A 13,032-nucleotide genomic window follows, 5' to 3' on the forward strand; every position below is an offset into this window, starting at 1 on the left:
AGCTTCCGGTGGGTCTCGAGATATTCCTCGGGAATCCGCAGGGCCGCGGTCGCCGCGCGGGTTTCCATAAGGAACAGCAGCAGTGCAGTCATCAGCAGGCCGATCGCGAAGATAAAGGTCCCCGCCGCGATATGCTGCAAATCGACGTCGATCACTTCCTCGAGGAATAGCAGCGCCACGGTCAGGCCGATCGTGAGCCCGCTCAGCACCAGCAGCAGCAGCGCCCGGCCGACCAGTGCGATCCGGCGATCGATCAGCCGGATCTCGCGGACCACTATATCGTGCTCGTCGCCTTCGGTCGCCTTGTGGAGCTCCTGCAATCTGCGCGAACGGTCGACGATCCGCCCGAGCCGTGACGAGAGGATGTTCATGATGTTGCCAATCGCCACCAGCACGAATACCGGGGCGAGGGCCAACTGGATCGTCTGGGCTATCATCGTCCGCCCCTATGCTTCGGACCGGCAGGGCTGCGCAAGCAGGCATTGCCCGTCTTCGGCGAGCCGCACTTCGTCGAGCGAAAGCGCCATCGCGCATTCGCCCGGCGCGACGCTGGTCCCGGCGACACTCGCTTCGCCTTCCACCGGGATCACCAGCAATGGGCCCCGGTAGCGCTCGGCGGGCGAGCCGGCGATCGTGCCATCGACCCGGTCGAGCCGGAAATGCGGCCCGTCGAGCAGCACCAGCGAGCCGTGCTCGGGCAGGTGCGAACGCAGGGACGAATCATGCGGCGCGCCCTTGGCGACCGCCAGTCCTTCGTCGAGATGAAGCTCGCGTGGGCGCCCGTAATCGTACAGGCGGTAGGTGATGTCGGCGTTCTGCTGGACTTCGATCACGCTCACCCCCGCACCGATCGCGTGGACCGTGCCGGCGGGAATGTAGAAGAAATCGCCCGGCCGCACCTGGTGCCATTCGAGCAGGTGCTCGATCGATCCATCGAGCGCGGCTGCGCGCATCGCCTCGCTGTCGAGCGGTTGCTTGAACCCGATCCCCAGCGTCGCGCCCGGTTCTGCATCGATCACCAGCCAGCATTCCTCCTTGCCGCCGTCCCCACCCGGATGGACCTGGACCGAGAGCTTCTCGCTGGTGAAAATGTATTTGACGAGCAGCGTCGCCAGTTCGGGCGGCGGCTCGAACCAGATTTCGCCGATCTTCTTGCCCGCATCGGCGGTGAAAGGCTCGGGCGGCACCTCGACGCCCCAGGGCTTCTCGACCGTGCGGACGGGCAAGAGCGCGCTCATGCTTCGTTCGGCCCCCTGAGCTTGCCGACATTGGCCGCGCCGGAGGCGCTCGTCACCAGCACCTCGTCGCCATCGACCACCACGATCACATCTTCCAGCCCGACCACCGAAACCCGGGGGCCGTCGCTGTCGACCATCACCTTGCGGCAATCCAGCAGGTCGGCCCGTCCGCGCACCACATTGCCTTCGGCGTCGGCTCCGTGCGTCTCGCTGGAGCGCGCATCGCGCAGGCTCTGCCAATTGCCGATATCGGACCAGCCCATGTCGGCCTCGACCATCGCCGCGTGCGCCGTGCCTTCCATCACTGCATAGTCGACCGATTCCCCGGCGATCTCCGCGAACGGGCCGGGATCGGGGTGGAACACGCCTTCGATCTCTTTCCCGCCCGCAACCGAGGCGGCCACCGCAGCGGCCATTTCCGGCCGTTGCGCGGCCAGCTCTTCAAGCAGGGCCCCGGCGCGAAAGGCGAAGATCCCCCCGTTCCAGCTGAAGGTCCCGGCGGCGAGATAGGCTTCGGCCTCGGCCAAGGGCGGCTTTTCGATAAAGCGGACAACCTTGAATCCCGGCCCCAGGGCCTCGCCGCGCTCGACGTAACCATAGCCGGTCTCGGGGCGGGTCGCGGTGATCCCGTAGCAGACGTGCATCCCGTCCGCTGCCAGCTGCGCGGCCTTGCGCGTGGCTTCATGGAAAGCCGCCACATCCGCGATATGGTGGTCGCTCGGGCAGACCAACATGATCGCATCGGGCGGGAGCAGGTTTGCCGCCAGCGCGACGGCCGGGGCGGTGTTCCTGGCCGCTGGTTCGACCACCAGCCGCGCATTGGCGGCAGGCGAAAGCTGGGCCAAGACCAGTTCGCGACAGGGTTCGCCCGTCACCACCAGCGGGTCGGCGAACAGTGCCGGCTCGCTGCAACGCGCGATGGTGGCTTCGAACATCGTCTGTTCGCCCAGCAGCGGCAGGAAAGGCTTGGGGCAGGCGCGGCGGCTGCGCGGCCACAGCCGCGTGCCCCCTCCCCCGCACAGGATCACCGGATGAACCAGGTTCATATCGCAACCTTAGCCATTGCTGCCCGCCAAAAACAGGGTGGCAATATGCCAGGCAGGAATTTCTACCCGCTTACTTGGCGGCCTACTGCGCTTCCCTGAATTCCTGGCGCCAGCCATAGGTGCCGACCACGGCATTGCCCTGCGCATCCGTTGCCGGGCAGAAGCGGAAGCGCTGCATCGCCAGCTCGCAGGTCCGCTGGTCGGTCTCGGGGAACGGGCTGGGCGTATGGATTCGGCAGGAGGTGGGGCGGCCGTCGCGCGCGACCGTGAGTGCGATCGTCACCGAAGTGCCGAAGCGCGCCTGCCGCCCGCCCGGCGGAATCGGGAAGTCCGAGGCCGAGCGGATATCGCCCGCGATCTTCACCGGGCGCGACGAGATGCCGCAACCCGCGCCGGGGCCGGTGCCCGCATTGCCGCTACCCGTACCGGTGCCATCGCCGCCTGCGCCGGTGCCCGCGCCGGCATCGGCTGCGCCCGAATTCGCCTCCGTGCCGGTCGACGAGACCGGCGGCGCCACCACGGGCCTGGCCGGCACCGGCACAATGGGCGCGGAGACTTCGCGCGCACTCGCCTCTCGCCCTTCTTCGGCAGCCGCGCCTTCATCGGGCGAGGGTGCGGGCGGGTCTTCGGGCACGGTGATCGCCACGACCCGGTCGAACACCACGAGGATCTCTTCCCTCGTCGCCGCTGCGAATCTTGGGGCGAAGACATGGACCAGCCCGATCAGCGCAAGCACATGACCCAGCACGACCAGCACCAGCAAACCCCAGCGCGGCTTCTTGCGCGTCCGGTATTTGGCAGGGGCGGTTTGCGGTTCGGCCATGGTCGAGCGTAACTAGCACGTCGGCAAGCTGCCGGAACAGATGGTAAGCCCTGCTGGATTCGAACCACGGGAGTATCGCTCGTCGATGCGACTAGCAAGGAAGCTGGTTCGACAGCGCGGCGCAGCAAGAATGGTGAGCCCTGCTGGATTCGAACCAGCGACCTACTGATTAAAAGTCAGTTGCTCTACCGACTGAGCTAAGGGCCCGAATACGCGATCTGGCGAGGGCGCTCACCTAGGGAGGGGGCGGCGGGCGGTCAAGCGCGCATTGAGCTGGCGGAGGCTCAGCCCGCTCACCGGATCGCGCCAATCGGGTGCCGCCTCGGCCGCAGGCCCCAGAACGAAGGCGCGGGTGCGAAAGCGAGGATGCGGAATGACGAGACCCTTCGAAACAAACGGCCCGCCATCCCACAGCACGATGTCGAGATCGATGACTCGCGATCCCCAGCGCTGCCCGCCGGGCCGCCGCCCGAATTGCCGCTCGATCCGCTTGATCAGGCCCAGCAGTTCCTCGGGTTCGAGGCTGGTGCCGACCACCGCGACGCTATTGGCATATTTGCGGTACGAAGGGCCGAGCGGGTCGCTGAACACCAGCGGCCCGACCTTGAGCGCCCTGACGCCCGCCTGGTCCAGCTCGATCATCGCCTGGCCCATGACCTGGCGCGGACGGCCGAATTTGTGGTGCCGCTTGTTCGAGCCAAGGGCGATCAGGTAGCGATGCCTGGCCATCGCCGCTCAGATGTCCTCGGCGACCCGGCTGTAGAGCTGCGGACGGCGGTCGCGGAAGAAGCCCATGCCGGCCCGGTGCCGCCGCGCTGCCTCGAGATCGAGCGCGGCAAGGAGGACGCCGCTTTCCCCGGCCCCGAATTCGGCAACCAGGTCGCCCCACTCGTTGGCGACGAAACTGTGGCCGTAAAACGCCTGCCCGTCTTCCACGCCGATCCGGTTCGCGGCGACCACCGGCATGCAGTTCGACACGGCATGGCCGATCATCGCGCGGCGCCACATCCGGCTGGTATCCATCTCGGAATCGTGCGGTTCCGAACCGATCGCGGTGGGATAGAACAGCACTTCCGCGCCGTTCAGCGCCATCACCCGGGCGCATTCGGGATACCACTGGTCCCAGCAGATCCCGACCCCGATCCGGGCCCCGCACACATCCCACACCTTGAACCCGTCATTGCCGGGGCGGAAATAGAACTTTTCCTCGTAGCCCGGCCCGTCGGGGATGTGGCTCTTGCGATAGGTGCCGAGAATTTCGCCATCGGTGCCAATCATCGCCAGCGTGTTGTAATAATGCTGGCCGTCGCGTTCGAAAAAGCTGGTCGGGATCGCGACCCCGAGCGACTTCGCGAGGCCCTGCATCGCCAGCACCGAAGGGTGTTCCTTCGTCGGACGGGCCAGCGCAAAGAACGAGTCGTCTTCGTGCTTGCAGAAATAGGGACCCGAAAAAAGTTCCGGCGGCTGGATGATTTGCGCACCCTTGCCGGCTGCCTCTTCGACCAGTGAAGAAACCGCGGCAATATTTTCGCGCTCGTCGGAAGAACCAAGCGCAAGTTGCAGGGCGGCGACAGTTATCCTTGCCATGCACGGCCAATATTACGCCGCCGGGTGCGAGTCTATCCGTCAATAATGCCGAGGCGGATCAGGGGCGCTTGCGGAACAGCAACGTCATCCGGTCGCTTTCGCCGATCGCGGTGCGGCGATCGCGTTCGGCCTGCGTGTCGGCGCCGCGCAGGCTCGGCGGCAAGGCCCAGACCCCGCCTTCCCAATTGGCCGGATCGTTCGGGTTGGCGTTGATTTCGCTGCGCGAGACCAGTTCGAAACCATAGGCATGGAACAGCGCGACCACGTCTTCCTCGCGCTGGTAGCCGTTGTCGCCCAACGTATAGCTGGCCGGAGCGTTCGCGCGGGCGCGGTGCTGCACCACTCCCAACAGACCGTCAGCCTTCAACATGGTTCTCGCCGCGAGCAGTGAATCGTGCAACCAGCCGAAGCGCCGCATATTGTGGATTTCGCGGAAGATCAGGAAACGATCCGCGCGGCCGTTCATCCAGCTCGGGATCTCGTCGGTATTGGCCCCGAAGACATTGGCTCCCTCGTTCCCGACCCACTGCCTGGCATCGGCGGGAATGCGGGTGGGGGCGTTGCGGTACATGTCCCAATAGGGCCCGAAATCGCCGACCAGTTCGGGATTGAGACCGATATAGGTTCCCTGCTCGCCAAGATAGGGAATGAGGATGCGCGAATACCAGCCGTCCGCCGGCATGTAGTCGACCACCGTCATGCCCGGCTCTACCTGGAAGAACCGCAGGGTTTCCTCGGGATGGCGGTAGCGGTCGCGCGCGCGGTCCGCGTCGCGGCGGGGATGGGCGAGGACCTGCTCGATCCGTGTGCCTTGCTGGTATTCGGGCGTGCCGGGCGCGGGAGTCGGCGTCGGTTCGGGGCCAAGGATCGACTGGAGGACGCGATTGAGGATTTCCCTTCCATCGTCCTGCTGGGCGAGCGCGGGGCCTGCCATGGCAACCGCCGCAATCGCCGCCAAACCGATAAACTTGCGCATGAAACTCTCCCTTGGGGTCCGTCACCCGTCCATGCGATAGTCTATTGGCATGCCGCGCGATGACAAGAGGCAAGCGCATGCCTATCTGGAATCGCAACAATGGAGCAGGCGACATGGGCAAGTCCGAGACCGCGATCGTGGCAGGCGGATGCTTCTGGTGCACCGAAGCGGTGTTCCGCGACGTGATCGGCGTGAGCGAGGTCGAAAGCGGATATATCGGCGGCCATGTGCCGGACCCGACCTACAAGCAGGTCTGCTCGGGCAGCACCGGCCATGCGGAGGCGATCCGGGTCGTATTCGACCCCGATGCAATCTCTTATGGCGACATTCTCGACGTGTTCATGGGCACGCATGATCCGACCCAGCTCAACCGCCAGGGAAACGACGTTGGAACCCAGTATCGCAGTGCGATTTTCCCGCTCGACGAGGCCCAGCGCGAGGCGGCCGAGACCGCGATCGCGCGCTGGAACGCGGAGCACCCCGGCCAGCGGGCCGTGACCACGATCGAGGGACCGGCCGAGTGGTATCCGGCCGAGGATTACCACCAGGAATATTGGGAAGGCGACGGCCAGCGGAACCCATACTGCCTCGCGGTCATCCCGCCCAAGCTGCTGAAGCTGCGCAAGAGCTTTGCCGAAAAGGTAAAGTCAACTTGAGGTAACGTTTCATTAACCATGTAAAATCATGGATTTGCTTGGAAGCGGCCGATGAAGAACCCGTCCAGCCCGCCTTCTTGCAGCAGCATTCCCGGACCGGTCCGCACCCAACCTTGCGGGGTGAGCGGGAGGCCGGAAGGCAGCTCCGAAGGCGCAACCGGCACGGTTGCGAGCGGAATCCTCGCCGCCTGTTCCTCGCCTTCCTCGCTTTCGAGCGAACAGACCGCATAGACGAAAAGCCCGCCCGGTTTCAGCCAGCCAATTGCCCGCTCGATCAGCGCTGATTGCAGCTCGGCCATCTCGCCGATCTGGCGTGGCCCGATCCGGTGGAGCACATCGGGATGGCGGCGGCAGGTTCCGGTCGCGCTGCAGGGCGCATCGAGCAGGACCGCGTCGTAAGCGTTCGCCGGCTTCCATTCGAGAGCGTCGGCAACCTCCAATTCGGCAATCAGCCCGGTGCGGGCGAGGTTTTCGCGCACCCGCTCCATCCGTTGCGCGCTGATATCGAGAGCGGTCACCTCCCAACCGGCGGCGGCGAGCTGCAAGGTCTTGCCTCCCGGCGCCGCGCACAGGTCGAGCGCGCGCCTGCCATTGCCTGCGCCCAGCAGTCGCGCCGGGAGCGAAGCGGCGAGGTCCTGCACCCACCAGGCCCCTTCGTCGAAGCCGGGCAGGGCTTCGACCGGCGCGCCGCGCTGCAGGCGCACATGGCCCGGCATCAGCGAGGTTCCGTCGAGTTCATCCGCCCAGCGTTCGGTCTCGCCCGCATCGCGCAGAGTCAGGTCGAGCGGCGGCGGCACCGCGAGTCCCCTGGCGATCGCTTCGGCCCGCTCGCCCCAGCGCAAGCGGACGGCATCGGGCAGCGTCGGATAGTCCGGCAGCATCACGCCCTTCCTGGCCAGCGCCCCGAACACGCCATGCGCCAGCCGCCGCGGACCGCCCGCCAGCAGCGGCAGGCAGGTCGCGATCACTGCATGCGGCGGCGTGTCCAGCCTGAGCCATTGCGCCAGCATCAGCCTGAGCACCGCGCGCGGCTTGGCATCGTCGGCCAGGCGTTTCTTCGTGGCGCTATCGATCAGCGCATCGAGATCGACCAGCCAGCGAAGGGTCTCCCCGGCAATCGCGCGGGCCAGCGCCCGATCCGAATCGCCCTTCACGCCCTGCAACGCGCCAGCCGCGGCCTGGTCGAGCGTCTCGCCCCGGCGCAGGACCGCATCGGTCAGCTTCAGCGCCGCGCGGCGTGCGGCAAGTCCGGGAATATCGGCCATGACCCGCCTCTAGGGGCGATTGCCTTTGCGCGCCAGCAAGGCCATCTTGCGCCGATGACCAAGCGCAGCGGCAAACGGCCACTCTCCTTCAAGAAGCCCGCACATTGGGACAGCGCGCCCGCACCCAGGGCCGCCGCCCCCGGCGCCGGCGAAGACCCCGACGGCCTCAGCCCGACCCGCTATGGCGACTGGGTGAAGAACGGGATCGCGATCGATTTCTGACTTCGCCGTTGGCCTTACATCCCGGCTTCCGCCGTCCCAATCCGGAACCGGGACGCGATTCTTTGCAGTTGCACCAAGGTCAAATCATTGTCAGACGCCCCACTGGCGTTGTCGAACACAGATTACGGTCGCCCAGTTGCAGTCGGCAATTGCCACCGAGGAGCCAATCCCATCTACCTCAAGAATGAGCTCGACGCTGGCGCTGTCGGAAAGCCGGTAGAACCGCTTCCCGAAACATTTGCTGCCGCCAAGCCTCCGGCCGAATCCGCGCGGCTCGCGAAGCCGCTGCTCGTGGAGGTGTCGCTGGCTACGGCCTATGTGATTGTCTGCATTGCGATATGCTGGGCCGCCAGTCTTCCGCTGGTACTGCCGGATTCCGACACCCTTGAGTTTACCGGTATGAGCAATCTGGTGCCGCTAAGCATCCTGGCCGGCACAATGATATTCGTTTCCCTCCGCAGCCGTGCGACTCATCCGCTATACGTGACCACTGCCGTGTCGGCCTATGTCGCGATCCTGATCGTGCACTTCAATGTCAAACTCGGCATCCACACCATCAATCCCGGCAGTTTCGATGCCGTTTTCTGGGCCATCGATCGGGCGTTCTATCCGATCGTCACAGGCGCTGAGGCTATCCATGTAGGTCTCACCGGGACCGGCTTGCCGATCGAACATTTTTACCTGTTTCTGTTCCTCGCGATGTTCGCCACCAGCATTATCATCCACGGCAACCGATCGTATTGCGACCTGCGCAAGGTCGTGCTGGCTTCGATGCTGGTCCACATGATCGGCGGCCTCGGCTATCTCGTCATGCCGGCACTTGGACCGTTCATTTACGACATCGGGACCAACAGTGTCGAAACCGCGCGGCAAATCCACATGCTGGGGGTCCATCGCGCCTCGTTGGCCGGTGGCCCGGTGTGGTTCACGGCTCACGGACCGGATCATCTGGCGGCAGGTCTGGCGGCCATGCCGTCGCTCCATGTCGCGTCGTCGGGCGTGTTCCTCTACTACGCCTGGAGCAAGGAGCGTTACCTGCTGTGGGTTTACGTTCCGTTGTTCCTGTTCATCGTCAACGAGGCCATCGCCACGCGTTGGCACTACCTGGTCGACATTCCCGTCGGTCTCGCCGTGACGGGCATTGCAGTGCTGCTGGCGAGATACCTGGTGGACGGGCAACACCGATTGCGCCACGCCGGTCCGGTCGGCTCAGATGGCCGGCCCGCTCCCGTCCCTGGCACTCGCCCGGCGAACGAAACCGTCCCCGGATGGAAACGACTGCCTATTCGGCCTTCCCGAACACCAGCGAGAAACTGACCGGCACCTGCGGTGTGATGCTGTCGAGCCCGGCCAATTCCTGGAGTTTGGCCACGCCGGCATCGAGCCCGAACGCGGCGGCATCGACGATGACCGGCGCCGCTGTTTCGACCTTCACCTTGTCGGCTGAAATCCGGGTCACCGTGAGCTCGGCGTCGACCGCCTGCTGGGCCCCGTGCAGGTCGAGCGTTGCGCTGACCGGACTGGTCGCGCTTTCGCCGACCGCCAGATTGGCGAAGGCAGCCGGATCGAGCTGCGCCGTGGCAGTTGCCGAGGGGAATGTACCGGTTTCGAACAGGAATTCGCGCATCCGCTCGTCGCGAATATCGATATTGGTCGCGATCGAGGCAAGGTCGATCGTCAGGCTGGCCGCGCCGTCGGCCCCGACCGAGCCGCTCAGCGCACTGAACGAATGTGCCTCGGCAATCGCCCCGTTCTTGACGGTGGTGAAGCCGAGCGTGGATTGAGCGCCGTCGAGGGCCCATGTGCCGTCCAGCGGAGCAACGGCTTCCGGTTGCGAGCAGGCAGAAACCAGCAGGCCGGCGGCCAGCATCCCCGCTCCAAACATGCGCATCATTGTCAGTTCTCCTTTCGCCGCTCAAACCCAGCCGGACAATTCGCGTCGCACCAGCGATTCCAGCATCTCCATACCCGCTTCGCCGGCATTGAGACAGGACAAAGCGGCAAATTGCTCCCCGCCCGCTTCGAGGAATTGCTCCTTGCCCCTGATCGCCAGCTCTTCGAGCGTCTCGAGGCAATCGGCCGAAAACCCCGGCGCGGCGATCGCCAGCCGTTTGGTCCCGGCCCCGGCCTCCTGGGCCAGCACCGCATCGGTCGCCGGTTCGAGCCATCGGGCGCGCCCGAAACGCGACTGAAAGGTCACTTCGATTCGCAGGCCATGGCGTTTGAGCGCTTCGGCGAGCAGCCGCCCGGTCTTCCGGCAATGGCAATGATACGGATCGCCCAGCTGCAGCGTCCGCTCGGGCATGCCGTGGAACGACAGCAGCAGCACCTCGGGATCGAACGCCAGCGCGTCGAGCTGCGCGCCGATATCCTTCGCCAGCGCCGCGATATAGGCCGGATCGTCGTAATAGGGTGGCAGGGTGCGGATTGCCGGCTGGAAGCGCAATGCGGCAAGCTTTTCTCCCAGCGCATCCATCACGCTGGCATTGGTGGCCGCCGAATATTGCGGATAGAGCGGCGCGACCAGGATCCGCTCGCAGCCCAGCTCCATCAGCGCATCGATCCCACTGCCGATCGAAGGATTGCCATAGCGCATCGCCCAGCGGACGTGGACGGTATCGCCCAGCCTTTGCTGCAGGTCCGCGGCCTGGCGGGCGGTAATCACCGCCAGCGGCGAGCCTTGCTCGGTCCAGACCTGGGCATAGGCGTGGGCCGATTTCTTCGGCCGCGTGTTGAGGATGATCCCGCGCAGGATCGGTTGCCAGGCGATCTGCGGTATTTCGACCACGCGCGGATCGGACAGGAATTGCGCGAGATATTTCCTGACCGCGCCTGGCGTCGGCGCTTCCGGAGTGCCGAGATTGACCAGCAGCACGCCGATCCCGCCGGTCGCAACCGGCCGATGGCCTTCGGGGAGCTGTTGTGCCTGGTAGGTCATAGTCCGTCCGATAGCAGCGGCAGGCTGCGCAGGCGAAGCCCGGTCGCCGAATGCAGCGCATTGGCAATCGCCGGGGCCGCCACCGCCGCGCCCAGTTCGCCGGGATCGAACGGCGCGGCGTCGCTGGCAATGAATTCGACCTCGATCGCGGGGCAGGTCTTGAGGGCGGGAAGGTTGAGCGCGGCGAGCCGGTCGATCGTCGGCAGGCCGCTGGCGAACTCGACGCTCGATCCGAGCGCGAGGCCGATTCCGAACACCAACCCGCCTTCGATCTGCTGGCGGGCAATGTCGAGATTGACGATCCTCCCGATATCGGCGACCGCCACGATCCGCTCGACGGTAACGCCGCCCTCGCCGGGGCGCGCCGTGGCAATCGCCGCGATCCGCCCACCCGTTTCGGCGTCGCCGATCCGGTGGCACGCCACGCCCTGCCCGCTCTGGTCGAGCCCGCCGTCCCAGTTCGCCAGCCGCGCAACCCGCTGCAGGCATTCGGCCAGCCGCAGATCGTCGCCGAGCATCTCCATGCGATAGGAGAGCGGCTCGCGCCCGTTGGCAAGCGCGACCTCGTCGATGAAGGATTCGGTGAAGAACGCGGTGTAGCCATGGGCATTGCCGCGCATGCGCCCCGTCGGCAGGCCGAGCCGCGCGGGCACATGGTCGACCGCGACATTGGGGATCGAATAGGGCGGATCCGCACCCTCGACTGCCAGGGCATCGCCTTCACCCGCGCTTTCCTCGATCGCCGCCCAGCTCGTCTTGTTGCCGAACAGGCGATGGCCGAATTCCCGGGCGGTCGCCGGAACCGCGATCCGCGCGCTCAAGGTGCCGAGATAGCCGCCTTCGCCGGTGACCGCGACCAGTTCCGCCGCAACTGGCGCGCGCGGCCGTCCGGCCAGAAATTCCTGCCAGCGCGACCAGACCAGCTGGACCGGACGGCCGATCTCGCGCGCGATCAGCGCAACCTCGATCGCGTGATCGTGTTCGAGCCGCCGGTCGAAACTGCCGCCCGCGGGCATCGGATAGAGGACGACATCGCGATCGGCCATGCCAAGCGCGCTGGCGACCGCCTCGCGCGCCAGTTCGGGCGCCTGGCTGGCCAGCCACAGTTCGAGCTTGCCGTCCTCCAGCCGGGCGGTGGCACTCGCGGTCTCGAGCGTGGCATGTTGGGCCGGTGCGATATCGTAGCGCGAGATCAGCGACGGTTCGACCAGCCCGGAATTGCCCTCGCCGCGGGTGACGATCCGCTGCGCTTCTCCTTCGGCCAGCGCCAGATCGAGCGCCTGGGCGATGGTATTGCTGTCAACCGGGTTATCCAGGCGGAAGATCGCCCCCATGCGGTCGAGCGCGCGTTCGGCCGCCCACCAATTGGTGGCAACCGCCGCAAGCCAGCGCTTGCCCTGGACCACGCCCACGATCTCCCGGACACTTTCGGCTCCCGCGGCATCGAATTCGACCAATTCCGCCCGGTCCAGCGGACCATGCCGGATCGCGGCGTAGACCATCCCCGGGAGGCGGACATCGCCCGCGAACTGGTAAGTCCCGTCGATCTTGGCCGGCAGGTCGAGCCGCGGGTAGAAAATCGGGCTTTCGGCCCCGAGTTCGCTGGGGACCTCCTCCGGCGGGGTCGGCAGGAGCGGAGGCGGATCGGGCGGCGAGTATTGCGCGGCCGCGATCGCCAGCTCGCCGAAGCTGATCAGCGATTCGCCATGCATGATGAAGCCGTCCTGCGCGTGGCATTCCTCCCACGAAACGCCGAACCGCTCGGCCGCGGCCATCGCCAGCATCGCCCGGGCGCTCGCTGCGGCTTCGCGGCAGGGCATCTCATAGGCCGCGAGCGAAGTGCCGTCGGCGGTGGCGGTGAAAGTGCTCGACTGGGCGAAGCGCCGGACCATCAGGTCGCCTTCGTCGTCGGCCATGAACGGCAGCAACGGCTCCCACAGCGGCGCCCAACGGGCAGCCAGCGGGATATTGGCATAGGCCCCGCTGACCGGCGCGGGCTCGACCGCGACCTGCCGCCAGTCCGCGCCCAGTTCCATCGCCACCACTTGCGGCAGGACGGTGCTGACGCCCTGGCCCATTTCGAGCTGGGGCACGGCCACCGTTACCACCCCGTCGCGCCCGATCTTGAGCCAGGCGCCGAAGGCCGCTTCGCCCTCGCCCGGAGTCAGGGGAACCGCAAACCGCGGACTGCGCAATGCCCAGGCGACGACGAGCCCGCCGCCCACCGCCGCTCCGACCAGCAATCCCCTGCGCGTTACATGCATGGCGGCGGCAGCTTGGG

14 protein-coding genes and 1 tRNA gene are annotated in these 13,032 nt (G+C 66.3%); 3 read left to right on the forward strand and 12 right to left on the reverse strand.

Annotation, left to right across the window (positions count from 1 at the left end):
- From AC16XC_RS11625 to AC16XC_RS11660, 8 genes are all read right to left on the reverse strand, one after another.
- A partial coding sequence (locus AC16XC_RS11625) for a DUF2721 domain-containing protein (RefSeq protein WP_484034821.1) occupies window positions 1–437 on the reverse strand: 437 nt, incomplete at its 3' end.
- A gap of 9 nt (window positions 438–446) precedes the next feature.
- Entirely contained in the window at window positions 447–1,238 is a 792-nt protein-coding gene (locus AC16XC_RS11630; protein WP_484034822.1) for a class I mannose-6-phosphate isomerase, read from the reverse strand.
- The gene (locus AC16XC_RS11635) at window positions 1,235–2,284 is read right to left on the reverse strand and encodes a mannose-1-phosphate guanylyltransferase (protein WP_484034823.1); all 1,050 of its coding nucleotides are present in this window, start codon (window positions 2,282–2,284) and stop codon (window positions 1,235–1,237) included. The genes AC16XC_RS11630 and AC16XC_RS11635 overlap by 4 nt, the downstream gene beginning before the upstream one ends.
- An 82-nt stretch (window positions 2,285–2,366) precedes the next feature.
- A complete protein-coding gene (locus tag AC16XC_RS11640) occupies window positions 2,367–3,107 on the reverse strand; it encodes an energy transducer TonB (protein WP_484034824.1) in 741 nt (246 codons plus the stop codon).
- Window positions 3,108–3,238: 131 nt separating this feature from the next.
- Window positions 3,239–3,314, reverse strand: a tRNA-Lys gene (locus AC16XC_RS11645).
- Window positions 3,315–3,338: 24 nt separating this feature from the next.
- Window positions 3,339–3,836, reverse strand: a complete 498-nt coding sequence (gene folK, locus AC16XC_RS11650; RefSeq protein ID WP_484034825.1) for a 2-amino-4-hydroxy-6-hydroxymethyldihydropteridine diphosphokinase — start codon at window positions 3,834–3,836, stop codon at window positions 3,339–3,341.
- A 6-nt stretch (window positions 3,837–3,842) separates the two neighbouring features.
- Window positions 3,843–4,694 carry an N-carbamoylputrescine amidase gene (gene aguB, locus AC16XC_RS11655; RefSeq protein WP_484034826.1) on the reverse strand — a complete coding sequence of 284 codons (852 nt, stop codon included), beginning with the start codon at window positions 4,692–4,694 and terminating at the stop codon, window positions 3,843–3,845.
- Between the two features lie 58 nt (window positions 4,695–4,752).
- Entirely contained in the window at window positions 4,753–5,670 is a 918-nt protein-coding gene (locus AC16XC_RS11660) for a class I SAM-dependent methyltransferase (RefSeq protein WP_484034827.1), read from the reverse strand.
- A gap of 77 nt (window positions 5,671–5,747) precedes the next feature.
- On the opposite strand from AC16XC_RS11660, the gene msrA reads away from it, so the two are divergent.
- Complete coding sequence (msrA, locus tag AC16XC_RS11665; protein ID WP_484034828.1) at window positions 5,748–6,326, forward strand: peptide-methionine (S)-S-oxide reductase MsrA; 579 nt, start codon at window positions 5,748–5,750, stop codon at window positions 6,324–6,326.
- A gap of 26 nt (window positions 6,327–6,352) precedes the next feature.
- Here the strand turns inward: msrA and AC16XC_RS11670 are convergent, their stop codons facing one another.
- On the reverse strand, window positions 6,353–7,591 hold the full coding sequence (locus tag AC16XC_RS11670) for an RsmB/NOP family class I SAM-dependent RNA methyltransferase (RefSeq protein WP_484034829.1): 1,239 nt from the start codon (window positions 7,589–7,591) through the stop codon (window positions 6,353–6,355).
- Between the two features lie 54 nt (window positions 7,592–7,645).
- Between AC16XC_RS11670 and AC16XC_RS11675 the strand changes: the two genes are divergently transcribed.
- Window positions 7,646–7,813 carry a DUF1674 domain-containing protein gene (locus AC16XC_RS11675; protein WP_484034830.1) on the forward strand — a complete coding sequence of 56 codons (168 nt, stop codon included), beginning with the start codon at window positions 7,646–7,648 and terminating at the stop codon, window positions 7,811–7,813.
- A 108-nt stretch (window positions 7,814–7,921) separates the two neighbouring features.
- Complete coding sequence (locus AC16XC_RS11680) at window positions 7,922–9,130, forward strand: phosphatase PAP2 family protein (RefSeq protein ID WP_484034831.1); 1,209 nt, start codon at window positions 7,922–7,924, stop codon at window positions 9,128–9,130.
- Here the strand turns inward: AC16XC_RS11680 and AC16XC_RS11685 are convergent.
- From AC16XC_RS11685 to AC16XC_RS11695, 3 genes are read right to left on the reverse strand one after another with little or no spacing between them, the layout of a single operon-like run.
- Entirely contained in the window at window positions 9,096–9,707 is a 612-nt protein-coding gene (locus tag AC16XC_RS11685; RefSeq protein WP_484034832.1) for a YceI family protein, read from the reverse strand. The two genes, AC16XC_RS11680 and AC16XC_RS11685, sit on opposite strands and share 35 nt — an antisense overlap.
- 21 nt (window positions 9,708–9,728) lie before the next feature.
- A complete protein-coding gene (gene hemH / locus AC16XC_RS11690) occupies window positions 9,729–10,751 on the reverse strand; it encodes a ferrochelatase (protein WP_484034833.1) in 1,023 nt (340 codons plus the stop codon).
- The gene (locus tag AC16XC_RS11695) at window positions 10,748–13,015 is read right to left on the reverse strand and encodes a molybdopterin cofactor-binding domain-containing protein (protein ID WP_484034834.1); all 2,268 of its coding nucleotides are present in this window, start codon (window positions 13,013–13,015) and stop codon (window positions 10,748–10,750) included. The genes hemH and AC16XC_RS11695 overlap by 4 nt, the downstream gene beginning before the upstream one ends.
- Between the last annotated feature and the right edge of the window lie 17 nt (window positions 13,016–13,032).

It is taken from the genome of Candidatus Andeanibacterium sp. (genome assembly GCF_057143545.1).